We start from the raw sequence: 17766 nt of genomic DNA on the forward strand, positions 1-17766 counted from the left end.
CCACTTTTTTTGTGTGCCTATTTATTGGTGGCTTGAATCATCCAGACCAAGTCGCCTAAATGTTGCTGCGTATTTTCTAAGGTTACCTGTTCAAAAAATTGCTTTGGCTGTAGGACGTTAATTTGATTAAAACCTGCTTCGTGGAAAAACTGTTCGATTTCGGCAGGGGTTTGAAAATGAAAGCTAAAGGCACTGCGAGACATCCATTTTAATAAACGACTACTGTTCCAGATAATCGTGGCTAATTTATTTTGGGTAGGTTCTGGGTAAATGTCAGTTAGATAGTGCAATGCTTTAAAGCCTTGACCATAGTTGGCAATCGCTTGAATCAGTTGTTGTAATAACGGTTTTTCAAAGTAATTGATCAGTCCTTCACTGATAATAACCAGTGGACGTTGTGGATCAAATACTTCAAAGGCAGAGGCAAAGGCATCAGTAAACAAGTCGACAGACAGAACTTCATCATTATTGTTTTCAATTTGTTGTAGTGCTGCTTGTTTGGTGGCAGCCATGTCAGGTAAATCCAATTCACGGTAGCTGATATTTGGATAATGTTGTCTAAACCACCAACCGCGTGGTGATAAGCCACAGGCAATTTCAAGCACTTGTAGATCAGGATGTTGTTCAATCAATTCTTTTAACTGGTTGTCGAGCATGCTGTGACGTTGTTTAAGCGTGGTGCGCATGCTACCACCGACATATTTTTCTGCCCAGCTTTCAATTGGATGAACTAAGGCTGCCAGCGTTTTTCCTTTTGCGGTTGCCAGTGCTGGATGTGAAATCCCCATTTGATACCAGATATAGCCAGTGTAGTGCGCGGTAAATGAAATGTGGCGATGTTTCGAAAGTTGTTGTGTCATCTGTCCTAGACTCTATTTTTCCTAATTGGGATATATAAAATTAATCTCTTTTTTAAAAATTGAGATTTTTCTACCAAATCCGATTTTAGGTTTGTTATTTACTATCGTGGGGCGGCATGGATGCCGCCGTTGGGCTGGGGTTACAAGGATGTACCCTCAGCCTAACAAAGGATTTTTGCTTACTTTTCATCCCTGAAAAGTAAGTCGAGCCGAAGGCAAAATCCTTCAATCAGATGAGCGCTCGGCAAGATTCCATTATGTTAATAAAACGATGAAGAAATCTAAGTAAAGTTAGAACGAATTCTTAAACTCTTCAATGACTTTTCTGACGCTGTGCCAGTTTTCATCATCTAAAGTCAATGTCGTACCAACCTGAATATTTGGAATTTTGCCGCGCATACGCTCTAAACGTTGTTGATTTGGTAACGCCAACGTTTGGATTCCATCTAAGGCTGTACAGGCAGCTGCACGGTCATTACAGACTAAGCCCATATCACAACCCGCAGTTAAAGCGGCTTGGATACGTGCATCGGCACCACCTGCGACACAGGCAGCCTGCATACTCAAGTCATCTGAGAATAAAACGCCGTCGAATTTAAGCTGTTGACGTAAGATTTTTTGTAGCCAGAATGGTGAGAAGCCTGCTGGATTTGGATCAACTTGGTCATAGATCACATGGGCTGGCATTAGCGCATCAAGCTGAGGCATCAACTGGATAAAGCTTTGCATGTCCTTGTCGTAAATTTCCTGGTATGAGCGGCTATCAATTGCTGCTGCAACGTGTGAGTCAGCTTTGACTGAACCATGACCAGGGAAATGTTTGCCTGTGGTGGCCATGCCTGCTTTTTTCATACCACGCATAAAGGCATCCGCTAGTGGCACGATGTCTTGCATATTTTTGGCAAAACCACGATCGCCGATCACATCGCTCACATCATTCAGGTCTAAAACAGGGGCAAAACTAAAATCAATCCCCACTGCGAGGACTTCAATCGCCATTAACCAGCCGCACTGCTCAGCCAGTTCAAGTGCTTGTTGTGGATTGCTGAGGTAGCGTTCGCCTAATCGACCCATGGCAGGAAGTAGAGTAAAACCTTGTCTTAAGCGTTGGACGCGACCACCTTCCTGATCCACCGCAATCAAAATCTCTGGGCGGATTTGACGCATATGATCGGTTAAGGCACGGACTTGTTGAGGGGATTCAATATTTCGTGCAAATAAAATCATGCCGCCGACTTGCGGAGCTTGTAATAGTTCAATATCTTCTTGAGTAAGTTCTGTGCCAGCAATATCCAGCATCAACGCGCCGATCATAAGGATTCCGTTAGATTTTTGATAAAAAATTTGATGAAAAAAACGATAGCTAAATTGTGCAATGATTTGCTACATTTTGTCAGTACAGAATATGATAAAACTACATGATATTGATGATAAGTGCTTGTTGGTCATTTATTTAGGATGACTGATAAGTTTTACATGTTGTGAAGTGCTTGGATGAAATATGTTCATCTTCATCACATCCACATGTGATAATTGCCATATCCAAGGAAGTACCAAAATTTTATGAAACTTCAAATGATAGCGTGTGCAGTTGCAATCGCGACTGGTGGTTTATTTTTCTCTCATACCATGAATGAGGCATTTGCGGCGACTGAGGCACCTGTCGTTTCAACGGTAATCAAGCCATCACAAGAACAGGCCTTGGTTGCACGTCAGTTAGCCACATTGGTTGATCGTCAACATTATTTAAATATGCGCCTAGACGCCACCACTTCAAACCGTATTTTGAATATGTATTTGGATAGTTTGGATCCAGATCATTCATTATTTCTGAGCGGTGAAGTGGAAGATTATCAAAAAAAATATGGGTCAACTTTTGGCAGTTCGTTAAAAGCAGGTAACTTAACGGGACCGTTTCTGATTCATGCACAATATCGTGATCGTTTGAAACAATTCTATGAGTTTATGTTGGCTGAGTTGAAAAAGCCGCAGAACCTGAATCAAAAAGATGTCTATCTCGATACGGATCGTGAAAAAGCGCCGTACTTTAAAACGACGACTGAGCAACAACAACATTGGCAAAAAATGTTAGTTTCACAGCTCATCAATTTAACCATTAGTAAAGAAGAAGAACAGGCCAAACAAAAGGCGCTGAAAGCAGATCCATCGCTGGCGAATGGTCAAGATTTAACAGGGCCTGAGGATTTAACCCCTGTTCAAACCTTAACAAAACGTTATACCCGTCAATTAGAGCGTATTGGTCGTGTGAAAAGCGATGACGTGCTGGATAAGACTTTAAATGCGATGTTGGCGACTTATGATCCGCATAGTAACTACTATCCACCGATTGATGCGATGGAGTTGAATCGTCAAACCACCTTGCAACTGGAAGGGATCGGGGTTTCGATTCGTCCAGAACGTGGTAATGAGGATTACACCAAGATCGAAACCATCGTTGAAGGTGGGCCAGCCAGTAAATCAGGTCAGGTAAAATCTGGTGATCGCATTATTGGCGTGGCCCAAGATGGCGAGAAAATGGTGGATGTGATTGGCTGGCCGAGTTCAGAAATCGTAGGATTGATTCGTGGTAAGCGCGGTACCAAAGTGGTGGTACGTTTACTGGGTGCCGGCGCATCGATGAGTCAAGCACGGAATGTGACCTTAACTCGTGACATTATTCAAGAAGAAGATGCGGGAGTGCGTTCACGTACCGTTGAAATCACCCGTGATGGTAAAAAACATCTTTTTGGTGTGATTGAAATCCCATCGTTCTATTTTGACTATCGTTCACGCCGTGCAGGGACTGAATATCGCTCAGTCTCTGAAGATACTGCGAAGGCTCTAGAGTCACTGAAAGCACAAAAAGTTGAAGGGATTCTGGTCGATTTACGTAATGACCCAGGCGGTTCTTTGGAGGAAGTGGCACGTATGCTTGGTCAGGTGATCAAGTCTGGTCCTGTGGTGCAAATCCGTGACGGCAATGGTAACGTTAATGTATTTGAAGATACTGATGGTGGTGAGCAAATCTATGCAGGCCCGATGGCTGTTTTAGTGAACTTGGCATCGGCATCTGCAAGTGAGATCTACTCTGCGGCAATTCAGGATTATGAGCGCGGGATTATCATTGGCAGTACCACCACAGGTAAGGGAACGGCACAGGTTCAGTTAGACTCTTTGGCTTATGGTCAGGCGACGTTAACCCAGCGTAAGTTCTACCGTATTACGGGTGGAAGTACCCAAAACAAAGGTGTAATTCCAGATATCAAGTTGGTGGATATTTACAACGAAGAGTTTGGTGAGCGTAAAGCGAAAAATGCCTTAAAGTGGGATACCATTCCAACCGCACCATTTAAGCGTGAAGGCTCTGTTCAACCTTATGTGGCAAAACTATCACAGTCGTCTGAGCAACGTGTTGCTGCAGATTCTCAATTTAAATATTTAGAAGCTCGTAAAGCGATTGCCAAGAAAACTTCAGATCAGAAAAAAGTGGTACTCGACATTAATCAACGTCGTGCCGAATTGATTGATCTTGAGAAACAAACCTTGAATGCTGAAAATCAACGCCGTAGTGCAACAGGTTTAGCACCTTATGCCAACTGGGAAAGTTATCAAGCTTCGATTGATGCCTTGGTGGAGTCGCGTGCCAAAATGAAAGCACATTTACGTCCGCCATTGCCTGAAGAAGAAACCTTCATCAATGAAGCAGCAAATGTCTTGTTAGATTACTCGAAGTTACAGTCTCGTTAATTACTACAGTGTTCTCGTCATCAAAAAGCCCTGTGTGATACAGGGCTTTTTGATGAGTGTTTTTATTGTATTTAGTTGACCCGAATCCAGATTTGACTGCGCCCCAATACTGAGACACCGACATAACCACGTAAGTGCAGACGTTGTCCATTAGAACTCAGTTTTGCTGTCAGGCTATAGACACGACCACTATTGGGATCCAGAATTTTCCCGCCCGTATAGGTGAGGTCTTTTTTATGTTTCAACTTGGTGATGGCATTCAAACCCAGAATTGGTTTGTTGGTATAAGGTGCAGGGCAGCTTGTACACAGTTCTTTGGGGGTATAGCCAGTACGTGGGGTAATCTTGATAATTTTACCTGTATAGGAACCATCGGCTTCTTGTGTGATTTCAACTTGTCCTTTAGGTGCACCGGTCACATCGTCCACACTTTGCCAGATCCCGCTAATATCTTGAGCAAAAGCAAAATGACTTAAGGTAAAAAGAAAGAAAAAAGAAATCAGTTTTTGCAAAATGTTCATGTTCAAGCCCCCTAGTTGCCATGATGTCTTGCTATTATTTCGGATTTCTAATTACAGATTCAATCATTATTTTACAGTTGTAAATTATTAATCATTGAAGTTTCAATCAATTTTTTATGTTTTTAATTGAGAAAAAATTAAATCAGCAGTTCTGAAAAAGAGTCGACTTTTAGTGGTTTTAAGCGTTTCTGAATGTGGGCGATAACAGGTGGAACCAGTCTGTGGAATTTACATGACACGTTTATTTTAGTCAGGATATCGTCTAGGTTGAAGTCCAATAACGCGGATCTGCAAAGCGCTCAACCAAGAGATCGAGTAATGCACGTAATGCTGCTGACATTTGTCGGCGTGTATTGTAGACACCATAAATCCCCAGTGTTTGTGGTTGCCATTCAGCTAAAAGTAGGACAAGACGTCCATCATCAATCCCAGGTCGGGCTGCATAAGCAGGTAACATCGCGATACCAGTGCCTTGTAAGGTGGCACTTAAGAGGACGTTGGATTCGTTGGCACTCAGATTGCCACCGACCAGAACTTCTGTAATGCCTTCAGGCCCATTAAATTGCCATAAGCTTTTGTTGAAATGTGTGTAGGGCATGCAATTGTGCAGGGCTAAATCCTCAGGTGTGCGTGGAATCCCGTGCTTTGCTAAATAAGAGGGGGCAGCGCATACCACTGAGGCGCATTTTCCGAGTGGACGTGCAATGAGGTTGGGATCGAGTTCGTTGGTTACACGAATGGCAAGGTCAATGCGCTCTTGAACCAAATTAACGATGCGGTCATTGATGTGTAGATCTACTGAGGTCTTGGGATAACGCAGTAAAAAGTCTGTAATCGCCGGAGTGAGTACATCTTGTGCCAAAGATTGGGAACAGCTCACCCGTAATAAACCGCTTGGCTGTTCATTCAAATCACCTACTGCTGAAGGGATTTCATTGGCAATGTCTAATAATTGACGGCAGCGCAGCAGAGTTGCTTCGCCAGCAGGGGTAAGACTTAAACGTCTGGTTGTCCGATGGAGCAGACGCGCACCTGCCCATTGTTCCATTACGGAAAGATAACGGGTCACCATGGCGCGTGATAGATCTAATGATTCTGCTGCTGCAGTCATACTGCCACGTTCCACAATAGCTATAAATACGAAGCAGGCAGTAACACGATCCATTGAGTGATCCATTAGATGAATTCTATTTGTTCATTTTATGCAACAAATAAGCTCATTTCAAATGGTTTTTAGCACGATTAAATGAGCATATATTGGTTCTATTCCAATTTTACTTTTAAAAGGAGTAATTCATCATGACTCATTCTCTTTCTATAGATGTTTTTAATCCGGGCCCTGCATCAATTTTTCCAGTATCTTCAGTCCTCATTTCTGGTGAGCGTGAGGCTGTTTTGATTGATGCCCAGTTCCAGCGAAATGATGCAGAAGCTTTGGTTGAAAAGATTAAAGCGGGTGGACGTAAATTAACGACCATCTATATTAGTCATAGCGATCCAGACTATTATTTCGGTCTAGATACACTGCATAAAGCCTTTCCAGAAGCTAAAATTATTGCTTCTGCCCCTACAGTTGCTGCGATTGATGCAACCAAAGAAATTAAACTTGCATACTGGGGACCACAACTTAAGGACAATGTACCGAAAGCGATTCTAGTACCTGAGGTACTCGACGGTGATCGTTTTGAGCTAGAAGGTCATACATTACAAATTATCGGTCTAGATGGTGCGACCCCAGCGCGCAGTTTGGTATGGATTGATTCATTGAAAGCGATTGTTGGTGGTATTCCTGTACAAGCGAATCAACATGTGTGGATGGCAGACACAGCAACATTAAGTTCTCGTCAAAACTGGTTGAAAACGTTAGAACATATTCAATCTTTAAATCCTGAGTTGGTTATACCAGGCCATTACCAACTGAATAGTGATGGTGAGCCACCTTATACGATTCAATCTGTGGCCTTCATGCAAGCGTATTTAGAGCTTTATGAAAAAGAAGTGAATACATCTGAGACGGCTGATGCGCTGATTGCTGCCATGTTGAAGCATTATCCAGATTTAGCAGATCGTTCTTATTTGGAGTTGGGAGCTAAAGTGGTGAAAGGGGAATTACAATGGCCTTAATCAATACCCAAACCAAAGCAGATGATGCTGTTGCGACATTACATTATATTTTCGACCCTTTATGTGGTTGGTGCTATGCCGTAGCGCCTTTGGTCGAAGCGGCACGTCAAGTAGCAGGTTTAAAAATTGAGTTACATGGTGGTGGTATGATGACCGCTGCAAATGGTCGTCGTAAAATGATCACACCCGAGTGGCGTGAATATGTTAAACCTAATGATCTACGTATTGCACAACTCAGTGGGCAAACTTTTGGTGATGCCTACCATGACATTCTGTTAAATGACATGACCGCAGTACTGGATTCAGAACCACCGACGATTGCGATACTTGCTGCTGAGTCGATTGCCGAGCGTGGTTTAGATATGTTACATCGTTTGCAACAAGCACATTATCTGGAAGGTCGTCGTATTGCCGATTTCTCTGTGTTGGATGACATCGCCATAGAAATGGGCTTAGATGTTCATTTGTTCAAGGCAGCAATGCAAGCGCAAACTGGACTGGCAATCCAACAACATTTTAGCAAGAGTCATGCATTACTTAACCGTATAGGTGGCGGTGGTTTCCCGACATTTATATTGGGTCACGCTAATCGCCAAATTCAGCGTTTAGATAGCACGATTTGGTTGGGTCGACCTGAAGCTTGGCAAGCGCATCTAGAGCAAATGATCAAGCACGGCTCAGATTAATTTGAATTGGTTTATCGTGTTAAATAAAAAGCTTCTTCATCGCAATATAAGATGAAGAAGCTTTTTTTGACTGGAACCGAGATCAAGAGGATCAGAGAAAAGCGCGTAATATGGCTTTTAGCGGAATTGGTTTTTACTCAGCACGAATCCAGATTTGATTACGACCTAAAGCAGAAACACCTAAATAGCCACGTAAATGCAAACGTTTGCCATTGGCACTGAGTTTGGCCTTCATACTATAAATTTTGCCTGTATTCGGATCTAAAATACGTCCATTGGTATAGTTTAGGCCTTCACTATATTTTAAACCCGTCACCACATCTAAACCCACGATTGGTTTGTTGGTATAAGGCGCAGGACAATCCACACAGGTTTCTTTCGGTGTGTAACCCGTACGTGGTGTAATTTTAACTACTTTGCCTGCATAGGTGCCATTCGCTTCTTTACGAATTTCAACCAATGCTTTAGGCGCCCCCGTTTTGTCATCAATACTTTGCCAGAGCCCCGTAATATCCTCTGCAAAAGTAAAACTGCTCACCGCAGATAAAAGTAACGCACTTAATAATTGTTTGCCCATCATTAAAAATCCTTTTAACGTTTAAGCTTACATTATGGAGGATATCTGACAACTAGTTCAATCTTTATGTGATATTTGTGGCAAATCTTAGGATAAAGAGAGAATGAAAGTCGGAAGCCAAATGGCTGTAAATACGCCATTTACGGCCATGCCAAAGGCAGCATAACGGCCTGTGACAGGACCGCGTTGCCATGCTTGAGCTGTACCAATTGCATGTGCAGCTAAACCTAGTGCCAGACCCGAAGCACGTTCGTCATGGATATGCTTTAAAATCCAAGGCGAGAATGCAGCCCCTATCACCCCTGATAGAATTACAATCAGGGTGACCATCATTAAAGGAGCATGGAGGAGTGTTGCGATGTTCAATGCAATGGGCGTGGTCACAGCACGAGTAGCAAAAGCCATAATGGTGGGTTCAGACATGTGCAGTAAATAGGCCAAGCCCATCGGTAACGCAACTGCACTAATGCTGGCGAAACATAAGATACCAATCATTGATTTAAGCGGCAAATCGTCATAACGCATGGCCGCCAATGGAATGGCCAAAGCAACTGTAACATAGCCAAGCAGGTGGCTAAAAACGTTGTTCACATTATCCATATACTGTTGATATGGAATACCAAAAATGGCTAAGAAAGCGATGACAATAAACATGCCAAAAACAATCAAAGGAATCTGCGGAAATTTTTGATTCAGCGGTTTGGCAATCAGATAACTGATGAAGGTAATCATGAAGCCATAGATAACCATTGACATAGATCAGCTCCTTATAACCATCGTTTCGCCATTTTGGCATAGACCCATAATGGCAATAATGTACTGAAAGTTAAAATAAATAAAAATGCGGGAATTTCTTTGCCCATATGTACTAACATGATTAATGAGCCTGCGCAAATGGGCAAAAAGGCAAAGCCACTTTCTTTCAATATTTTGTTGTTGGTATCAATCAAACGATTGGAGATTTTTTTAAACCGTCTCCAAATCAATAAGGTGATTAATAAGCTAATCAGTCCCACCAAATTACCCAGTTCAGGATGTCCCAAAGCCTGTGTGATCGCAACAGCCCCTTCACGATAGACAATAATTAAGAAAATCGTGCCAAACCAAGCTGTCCAATCAATATTCTTCATTTTCTTTATTACTCTCGTTTATTTGAACGATGGCTGATCGCAATTATGCTGATGGATGATCGATCTCAAATTCTTCCAAAGGCCGCTGAAATAGGGAAGCTTTTTTTCCAAGAATTTCGTCTAATGGTAAATGTGCTTGTTTGATGAGTTGTTCCAGTTTATGAGGGGCAATACACACCGACAAATGCAGGTCACCTTGCTCATCATAGTGTTCAGATTGAATTACATTCAAGGTATAGAGTTGCGTGCGTAATTTACCGTAAGCGGGTTTTAACACTAAATCAAACTGTTGTAATTGACCCATCAGACACTGTTGTACAGCTTGACTGAGTAATTCGAGTCCTTGAGCTGAATGGGCAGAGACATAGACCCGATCAGGGACGTCTGCTGTTTTATAAATGATTTTGGCAGCATCACCACTGAGATCAATTTTATTGTAAACATGCAAAATCGGAGCATCCGCACCAATTTCTTTGAGGACCGACTCTACCGCCTCAATTTGTTCGGGCATGTTCGGACTACTGCTATCAATCACATGTAATAGCAAAGTTGCTTCTAGTGTTTCTTCGAGTGTAGCTTTGAACGACTCGACTAAATCATGTTGTAGATTACGAACAAAGCCGACCGTATCTGCCAGCACAACAGTACCAATACCATCCCAGTCTAAACGACGTAAGGTTGGGTCAAGGGTGGCAAACAGTTGATCCGCAGCGTAGACATCACTTTTGGCGAGAATATTAAATAGCGTGGATTTTCCAGCATTGGTATAGCCCACGAGCGAAATGGTCGGAATGGCGGCTTTTTGACGCGCAGCCCGACCTTGTAAGCGGGTTTGCTGTACTTTGATCAGTTTGTCTTTGAGTTGCGTAATCCGAACGCGGATTAAACGACGATCCGTTTCGAGCTGCGATTCACCGGGCCCTCGTAGGCCAATACCACCTTTTTGTTGTTCGAGATTACCCGTGAAACCACGAATTAAACGGGTGGATAAATGTTTAAGTTGCGCCAATTCAACCTGCAATTTACCTTCATGGGTGCGTGCCCGTAAGGCAAAAATATCCAGAATTAAGCCTGTACGGTCAATCACACGGCATTTCAAAATGCGTTCAAGATTACGCTCTTGGGCAGGCGAGAGTGAATGGTCGAAAATGACCAATTCAGCTTCAAGACTTTGGACCAGTTCAGCAATTTCATCGACTTTCCCTGAACCGATAAAAAATTTCGGGTCAGGCTTATTGCGTTGCACAATGAGATGTTCAAGAATTTCAGCGCCAGCAGATTGAGCGAGCAATCGAAACTCTTCAGCATCAAGATCATCGAGGAGTTGGACAGATACACTGACTAAAATTGCCCGTTCACCGCTTTGACGCTGCTCAAAATTTTCCACGTGCTTATGAAATCCTTATTTTTAAAGTCTTATTCTAGAATAAACTTCAAGTAAAGGGCAAAGCCTTCGCGGATTTAGATGATATTACGGCGGATAAGCTCAATGAATCCGACTAAGCTTCCCATGTATAGAATCGACCATCCCAAAAACATCCTTAAAGCATAGCCAAAAGGAATGGTGGTTTGTGTTTCAGATGTCGTGCTTTGAGAGTTCATCACATCACCTTTTAATTTGTAAATTCGATTTATTTATGATATTTGATCTGATAAATCTTTTGAAATTGAAAAAATTTATGCTCACATTCGTTTTTTGTTATGAAGGAAACTTCTATAAGACAATATCGACATGATATAACAGAGTTAATTCAATGCACATGTGCATCTATGCGTACGGTTTTAAGAATTTATGACTCAACAAGCAACAGCAGTAAATAACACACCTTTAAGTTTATTTTCGAAATTCAGTTTATATAGTAAAAAATTAGCCGCAGGCTTAGAAACCCTTGGTGAGGGCTTCTATCTTATTTACCGTCATGGTTTATATAAAGATCCAAATAATCCTGTAAATACGCGTTATGTACAGTATTTCTGTCGCCGTTTGTGTGATGTCTTTAATGTCGAAGTTGAAGTGCATGGCACCATTCCACGTGAACCAGCCCTATGGGTTAGCAATCATATTTCTTGGTTGGATGTGGCTGTTTTAGGCTCAGGCGCACGTATCTTTTTTTTGGCCAAGGCGGAAGTGGAAAAGTGGCCTATTTTAGGAAACTTGGCAAAGGGTGGTGGGACTTTATTTATTAAACGAGGTTCAGGAGATTCGATTCGAATCCGTGAGCAAATTACTGAGTTTTTAAAACAAGATATTCCTGTGCTGTTCTTTCCAGAAGCCACCACAACGGATGGCAGTAAAGTAAAAAAGGTACACGGACGTTTATTAGGTGCAGCAATTGAAGCACAGCGACCTGTGCAGATTTGTGTGATTTGCTATGTCAACCAAAAGGGTGAATTGGATTTGGTTGCACCATTCATTGGCGAGATGTCTTTTGCAGAACATGTACAACGTGTTTTGGAGATGCCTAAAGTCACTGCACATTTACTGACTTTACCTGCGATTCCAGTCGAAGGACATACGGTAGAAACGCTGACCAAGGAGGTTGACCGCCAAATGCGAGCTGGTCTAGCGCGTTTACAGCAAAAAGTACTCTCCGTGCTACCAGAAAGCGTGGAAACTACATAAACCCTTCAATCGGCAGCCATGAAATCACTTTCATGCCTGCTCTTTGCCACCATTTCATTTTGGGTTCTTTGGTATAAATTAGAGGGCCCTGTGGGGTTTCACGTTGCCAGGTAATTTTTTTGTTGGCATCTAAAACCAAACGATATGCATAGGTTTTTAAGTTTTGATCCATGGTGGCATGTACTGCTTGTGCTAAAGGTGGACTGTTTAATAATACGCCAATTTCGGTGTTCAAATAGGCCGAGCGTGGGTCAAAATTAAAAGAACCAATAAAGACCTGTTTTTCATCGAGTGCCATCAGTTTGGCATGTAGACTGGAGCGGCTTAAACCCTTGATATTGACCTTGGCTTTTTTTGCCAGCTCTTCAGTGTGTTTATCTAAATCACTTTTATCTAAAGCTGGTAGAAACTCATACAGTTGTACGCCATTTTCCAGCAGTTCTTGGCGGTATTTACCATAAAAAGCATGGACCACGGCTACGTCGTTGGCCTTAAATGAATTGGTCAATACTCTGACTTCGATACCATCTTGTGCCAAATCACTTAAAATTTTTGTCCCTTTCTTTTCAGGAACAAAATAAGCCGAAATTAAATCGATGTTTTTTTCTGGTTGTTCGAGATGGTTAATTAACTGGAAGTTGAGATGTTCTTCTTTTTTTGCTTTGGATTTAATTTTATCTGGAGAGTCTTTGACTACCTCTGCCTTGACCCAGTCGAGTGAAATATCTCGATCCATGAGGGCATCGACGGCTTGGGAGCGGCTGGTTAAATCGACATAGTTTTGTACAGTAATCCTTTTATAGTGCTCATCAAGTTGCTCTTTAAGACTCTCATAGCTTAAGCGGTGAGCACTTTGTTTTACCACTTCTCGAACATCATAGGCATATTCATGATTCCAGTAATCATCAAATGATTTGGAAATATCATTCACAGCCGTACCAAACAACATCACATCCACATCAGAAAATTGATAAGTATCACTGACGTTATAATATTGGTTAGTCATATTGCGGCCACCAATCAAGGCAACCTGATGGTCAGCAATAAAGCTTTTATTGTGCATGCGACGATTGATGCGTTTTAAATCCAATACCATATCAATTGCGCGATATTTGCGGAAACGGTAGGGGTTAAAGAGCTTGACTTCAATATTTGGGTGCTGTGCCAAAGCTAAAAAAATGCCTTCGGTATGCTTGGCATTATTATCATCAATGAGGAGTCGCACTCGAACACCGCGATCTGCCGCACGGATCAGTGCATGCAAGGCCAAAGCCCCAACTTTGTCATTGTCCCAAATATAGTATTGTAAATCTAAGGTCTTTTCGGCTTTATCAATTAAACGCAGTCGAGCTGCAAGTGCTTCTAAAGGTTCATATAAAACATGATAACCGGTGAGGTCTGGATGTTGTTCCTGTAAAGGCTTTATCACCTGCGCTAGAGAAGTTTGTGAGGTATCAATCTGTGCAGTTGTTTGAATAATAGGTTCGATTTTATGTTTGGGTAAGGTGCTACAACCCGTAACAGTGAGTGCAATTGAGCAATAAATCGCAATCATACTTTTATTGTAAGTACTTGTACTTATCTTTGTATGTTTGCTATTTAAATGAGAAAATTGCGTCATAATCGTTACTGGTTAAAAGTTGGGCTCGAGTATACCACTTCATCGAAAAAGATAAATATAAGATGAGATGTATGTCCCTAAGCTAAAGTTAATGAGGGCTGTAATGTCGAATTCGGATAGTATTATTTTGGGTTTTTATCTTATTTTTGCCGTTCTGGCATTTTGGGCATTGATTCAAGCTTGGGTTCATCAAGCACGTACAGAAACTATCCATCCGTTTAAAGCCTTTGTACATTTATTGGCGTTTTATCTGTCTTATTTATTAGTTCCACTGTGGTTCTTTAGCATTTATGCCGGTTGGGTTGAATATTACAGCCTACATCAAGCAGGATTCGTTTTTTTACTGAGCAGTGTGTTGATCTATGCGCGTTTTATTGAGCCGCACAAAATTCATGTTCAACATCATCAGTATCGACTCAATTCAGAACGTGAATTTACCCGACCAATTAAAGTCGCTTTGGTTGCAGACATGCATGTCGGATTATTTTCAGGGCATGAACGGCAATTAAAAAGCATTGTGAAGAAACTCAATCAAGCGCAACCTGATTTAGTGGTGGTGGCGGGTGATTGGACGTATGAACCTGAGAACCGCTTGGTACAGGAGCTTGAGGTACTCAAGCAAATTGAAGCGCCTGTGTATTCGGTTCCTGGTAATCATGATGAACAATATCCTGGGCCCCCAATTCAAACTTTGTTAAGCCGAGCACTTGAACAGAATAACGTGATGGATATTGAGGGAAAAATTGTTGATTTTGATGAGTTCCGTTTGATCGGGATTGGAGATTTATGGGCAGGTAAGGCCAATATGCGCTTTATGCCTGATTTACCTCAAGACAAACCTTGGCTGATTTTGTCGCACAATCCAGATACGGTCGATATGGTGCCTGAACTGCCGACACGACCATTAATGCTTTCAGGACACACACATGGCGGGCAGATTGAACTGCCTTGGATCACCAGTTATATTATGAAACGCGTTTCTATTTTAGGTCATAAGAAGGGTTTCTATACCCATGAACATGCCGACGTGTTTGTTACGGTGGGGACAGGGATGGTTGGTGTACCGTTTCGTTTCCGGGTACCTCCAACGATTGATATCATCGAACTAATTTAAATAAAAAAACCGACTGCATTGCGTCGGTTTTTTATTGAATCCATTTACTTATGGAATGATGATGACATTGACGCGGCGATTACTAGCACGGTTTTCATCAGTCGTATTTGGAACAAATGGCTGGTGTGAACCACGACCCACGACCGTCAAGTTATTTTGCTTGAATCCTTGAGCCACAAAGATGCTTGAAACACTTTGAGCCCGTTCTTCAGAAAGTTTTTGGTTATATTCTGGATTACCAATATCATCAGTATGCCCCACGATTTTTAATTTCTGTAGATCATACTTATTCAATTGAGTTGCTAAACGAATAATCTCTTGTTGATGTTCAGGCTTGATTTCTGCCTTATTAAAATCAAATAACAAGCGCTCAGGTAGACCCAACGTCCAGCCTTCATTCGTGAGAACAAAACCTTCTTTCTTGAGCATTTTGACCTGACGATATTTCAACGGGCCAAAGCTCAAGCAGCCAGCCAATGTTAGGCAGAGCAACGCAATAAATGAAATTTTAATAGTGTGAGTGCGCATAACATGTCCTAAATTTCTGGTTTATACAGAAACCAATGTGGGTTTAAATTTTTAGCTTTATACATGGCTTGATCGGCTTGCATAATTAAATCCTCTGGATTCTCTGCAAACTGAGAAAAAGCAACCCCTAAGCTAAAACCGAAATGAATCATTTGTCCGTTAAACGCCAATGGCTGTTCGCAACTTGCGAGAACTCCTTCAGCGATTGTGGTTAAATGATCAGCGTGATGAATTGAATGTAAAATAATGGCAAACTCGTCACCACCTAAACGTGCAATAAAATCTTCATGGCGAACTGATAGTCTTAAACGATACGCCATTTCTTTTAAAACGGCATCACCTGCTAAATGCCCATATTCATCATTAATCATTTTAAACTTGTTATTGTCGATAAATAATAAGGCAGAGTTGTGACGGTATTGCGGGTTTTCAAAGATATTAAATAGTTCTTGATAAAAATAATGACGATTTGGCAAGCTGGTGAGTTGATCATGATGAGCTTGGAATGACAGTTGACGATTTTCTTTTTGCAAATGAGTATGCCAAATTTGGATTTCTTCTAGCAATTCATTGAATACCGTATTTAAATTTTGAAACTCGTGGATATGGTTGTTTGGAAAACGTAAATTATAAGCTTTTTGATCACTCACCAATTGTGCAATGTGGGTCAATGGTTTAATTGCTTGCATAATTTGACGATAAGTAATATTCACCGACCACAACAATGCAATCACAATGAAAAACATTGAAATTGCCAGACCAATAATAATGGTCTTTAAAAAATGCAAAATATTTTCGGAGCTGCCATACAGCACCAGTTCGCCTACTTTTTTCTTATGATGGACCACCATGAGCTTAACTGGGTCATGTAAAAACCAACGATCCATTAAATCTTGCATTACTGATGTATGCGCAACTTTTTTGGTACTTTCAGCCAATAACTGTTGCTGTGGGTCATAAACATGAATACTACGGATCGCATGTTCACTGGTGTAATCATCAAGAATCTGATCAATTGCCCCTTTATCTCTAAACACCACGGCTGGTTGAACACGTTCCAGAACCGTTTGGCTTAATAATTGTAAATTCTGTTTTGCATACGTTTCCATGGTGAACATGGAAATTGTGGCAAAGGTAAAAGAACAGATGACAAAGGTAATGGCAAAGATCGCAAACTGTGATTTACGGAATAACGCATGTAAGGAGGTTGATTGATATAAATTTGAAATCACTGTTTTACCCCGCATTCTTCGCTAAAAGTAAAACACGAGGATCAATATGAACCTTGGAATAAGTTAATGCATCCAAATTCACCTTAAAGGTTGAAAAGGTCTTTTTATTATATAGGCAAAAAATACTCCCCACTTCGCAGGCTGGATTATTGGTGCTTAATGAAAGCAGCGATCGAGATGGGTAAGCTTGAATCAAATTCTGCTGTTGTTGTGGTGAAGTTGTTGTGAAATAGGCAACATGACATTCAGTTTTGGAAAAATCTTTAGCGCTGACCGCCTGAACCTGATATTCATAAGCAAGTTGACGAATGTTGCTTTGAAACTGATTTGCGGCATCTGGATTGTCTATGACACAAATCGTTGGGCGATTTGTATTGGACCATTTGCTATAACTTAATATGGATAAAGCCAACTCATAAAAATTATGTGTAGATATGGCATAGCAAAGCGGGCTCGCAGCAAATGATGCAGCAAGCAATAAATATCGAGCCTTTTTACCAGCAAACCGTATTTTCAATCAAAAGTGCCAAAAAATGTGAAGCAAGAGACATATTCTACTGGACTTAATTGTTTAAAAAAAGTTCTTAAACATAAAGAAAAAGCATTAAAAGTAACTGTTCAGTTCAAAAAATAGTCGCTTGATTTAATAATTTAAATAAATTTAAAAAAGGGGGTTGCACCTGAACTGAAATACTGTAGAATGCACATCCATCGGCGGTGATGCAGATAAAAACTTGTTGAGAAACAAGGATTTGGCTAAAATGGTTAGATTCTTGGGTTGGTTGATAAGTTTGTTGAATATCTAAATTACCTGTTGACTTTTAAGAAATTGAGAGTAATATAGCCGACCTAGCTTGATGATGACGAATCATCGAGAAGATCATTAAGAGAATAGAAGAACAACTTGTGTGGATTTTTACTAGTTGATCAATCGAAAATATTTCATTGATTGAAGAGTAGAAATTTCTCGAAGTTTATTTGAGCGAATTTTTAGTCAGAAAAT

At 41.2% G+C, this 17766-nt stretch carries 18 protein-coding genes; 5 read left to right on the forward strand and 13 right to left on the reverse strand.

The window, feature by feature from the left end; all coding sequences use genetic code 11:
* Positions 1 to 17: 17 nt before the first annotated feature.
* Together V6E90_RS10935 and nagZ are read right to left on the reverse strand one after the other, a co-directional pair.
* Positions 18 to 860, reverse strand: coding sequence for a class I SAM-dependent methyltransferase (locus tag V6E90_RS10935; RefSeq protein ID WP_332605317.1), 843 nt, complete (start codon positions 858 to 860; stop codon positions 18 to 20).
* Between the two features lie 291 nt (positions 861 to 1151).
* Positions 1152 to 2174 (reverse strand): beta-N-acetylhexosaminidase, encoded by a 1023-nt coding sequence (gene nagZ, locus V6E90_RS10940; RefSeq protein ID WP_065343327.1) that lies wholly within the window; start codon positions 2172 to 2174, stop codon positions 1152 to 1154.
* 249 nt (positions 2175 to 2423) lie between these two features.
* Here nagZ and V6E90_RS10945 point away from each other — a divergent pair, with 249 nt between their 5' ends.
* The gene (locus tag V6E90_RS10945) at positions 2424 to 4607 is read left to right on the forward strand and encodes a carboxy terminal-processing peptidase (RefSeq protein WP_016660472.1); all 2184 of its coding nucleotides are present in this window, start codon (positions 2424 to 2426) and stop codon (positions 4605 to 4607) included.
* Between the two features lie 71 nt (positions 4608 to 4678).
* Here V6E90_RS10945 and V6E90_RS10950 read toward each other — a convergent pair whose 3' ends face one another.
* On the reverse strand, positions 4679 to 5128 hold the full coding sequence (locus V6E90_RS10950) for a DUF2147 domain-containing protein (protein WP_016541496.1): 450 nt from the start codon (positions 5126 to 5128) through the stop codon (positions 4679 to 4681).
* Positions 5129 to 5390: 262 nt separating this feature from the next.
* Positions 5391 to 6293 carry a LysR family transcriptional regulator gene (locus V6E90_RS10955; protein ID WP_016541495.1) on the reverse strand — a complete coding sequence of 301 codons (903 nt, stop codon included), beginning with the start codon at positions 6291 to 6293 and terminating at the stop codon, positions 5391 to 5393.
* 134 nt (positions 6294 to 6427) lie between these two features.
* Between V6E90_RS10955 and V6E90_RS10960 the strand changes: the two genes are divergently transcribed.
* On the forward strand, positions 6428 to 7252 hold the full coding sequence (locus tag V6E90_RS10960) for an MBL fold metallo-hydrolase (RefSeq protein ID WP_065343330.1): 825 nt from the start codon (positions 6428 to 6430) through the stop codon (positions 7250 to 7252).
* Complete coding sequence (locus V6E90_RS10965; RefSeq protein ID WP_332605318.1) at positions 7243 to 7938, forward strand: DsbA family protein; 696 nt, start codon at positions 7243 to 7245, stop codon at positions 7936 to 7938. The genes V6E90_RS10960 and V6E90_RS10965 overlap by 10 nt, the downstream gene beginning before the upstream one ends.
* 133 nt (positions 7939 to 8071) lie before the next feature.
* Here the strand turns inward: V6E90_RS10965 and V6E90_RS10970 are convergent, their stop codons facing one another.
* From V6E90_RS10970 to V6E90_RS10990, 5 genes are all read right to left on the reverse strand, one after another.
* The gene (locus V6E90_RS10970) at positions 8072 to 8515 is read right to left on the reverse strand and encodes a DUF2147 domain-containing protein (RefSeq protein WP_016541492.1); all 444 of its coding nucleotides are present in this window, start codon (positions 8513 to 8515) and stop codon (positions 8072 to 8074) included.
* A gap of 87 nt (positions 8516 to 8602) precedes the next feature.
* Positions 8603 to 9271 carry an LrgB family protein gene (locus V6E90_RS10975; protein ID WP_332605320.1) on the reverse strand — a complete coding sequence of 223 codons (669 nt, stop codon included), beginning with the start codon at positions 9269 to 9271 and terminating at the stop codon, positions 8603 to 8605.
* An 11-nt stretch (positions 9272 to 9282) separates the two neighbouring features.
* A complete protein-coding gene (locus V6E90_RS10980; RefSeq protein ID WP_332605328.1) occupies positions 9283 to 9654 on the reverse strand; it encodes a hypothetical protein in 372 nt (123 codons plus the stop codon).
* Between the two features lie 34 nt (positions 9655 to 9688).
* Positions 9689 to 11032, reverse strand: a complete 1344-nt coding sequence (gene hflX / locus V6E90_RS10985; protein WP_262758263.1) for a ribosome rescue GTPase HflX — start codon at positions 11030 to 11032, stop codon at positions 9689 to 9691.
* Between the two features lie 74 nt (positions 11033 to 11106).
* The gene (locus V6E90_RS10990) at positions 11107 to 11247 is read right to left on the reverse strand and encodes a hypothetical protein (RefSeq protein ID WP_016660471.1); all 141 of its coding nucleotides are present in this window, start codon (positions 11245 to 11247) and stop codon (positions 11107 to 11109) included.
* 190 nt (positions 11248 to 11437) lie between these two features.
* Here V6E90_RS10990 and V6E90_RS10995 point away from each other — a divergent pair, with 190 nt between their 5' ends.
* Positions 11438 to 12268 carry a lysophospholipid acyltransferase family protein gene (locus V6E90_RS10995; protein WP_332605321.1) on the forward strand — a complete coding sequence of 277 codons (831 nt, stop codon included), beginning with the start codon at positions 11438 to 11440 and terminating at the stop codon, positions 12266 to 12268.
* On the opposite strand, the gene V6E90_RS11000 is transcribed toward V6E90_RS10995, so the two are convergent.
* Complete coding sequence (locus V6E90_RS11000; protein WP_016541487.1) at positions 12261 to 13823, reverse strand: phospholipase D family protein; 1563 nt, start codon at positions 13821 to 13823, stop codon at positions 12261 to 12263. The genes V6E90_RS10995 and V6E90_RS11000 overlap by 8 nt on opposite strands.
* 169 nt (positions 13824 to 13992) lie before the next feature.
* On the opposite strand from V6E90_RS11000, the gene V6E90_RS11005 reads away from it, so the two are divergent.
* The gene (locus tag V6E90_RS11005; RefSeq protein ID WP_332605322.1) at positions 13993 to 15003 is read left to right on the forward strand and encodes a metallophosphoesterase; all 1011 of its coding nucleotides are present in this window, start codon (positions 13993 to 13995) and stop codon (positions 15001 to 15003) included.
* A 48-nt stretch (positions 15004 to 15051) separates the two neighbouring features.
* Here V6E90_RS11005 and V6E90_RS11010 read toward each other — a convergent pair whose 3' ends face one another.
* Genes V6E90_RS11010 through V6E90_RS11020 form a run of 3 tightly spaced genes read right to left on the reverse strand, consistent with a single transcriptional unit; the run spans position 15052 to position 17241 of the window.
* A complete protein-coding gene (locus V6E90_RS11010; RefSeq protein WP_016541485.1) occupies positions 15052 to 15531 on the reverse strand; it encodes an OmpA family protein in 480 nt (159 codons plus the stop codon).
* A gap of 8 nt (positions 15532 to 15539) precedes the next feature.
* Positions 15540 to 16763, reverse strand: a complete 1224-nt coding sequence (locus V6E90_RS11015; RefSeq protein ID WP_332605323.1) for a diguanylate cyclase domain-containing protein — start codon at positions 16761 to 16763, stop codon at positions 15540 to 15542.
* Positions 16764 to 16767: 4 nt separating this feature from the next.
* On the reverse strand, positions 16768 to 17241 hold the full coding sequence (locus V6E90_RS11020; RefSeq protein ID WP_016541483.1) for a YfiR family protein: 474 nt from the start codon (positions 17239 to 17241) through the stop codon (positions 16768 to 16770).
* Between the last annotated feature and the right edge of the window lie 525 nt (positions 17242 to 17766).

Source organism: Acinetobacter sp. ESBL14, assembly GCF_036668815.1.
In the GTDB taxonomy this organism is placed as follows: Bacteria; Pseudomonadota; Gammaproteobacteria; order Pseudomonadales; family Moraxellaceae; genus Acinetobacter; species Acinetobacter gyllenbergii.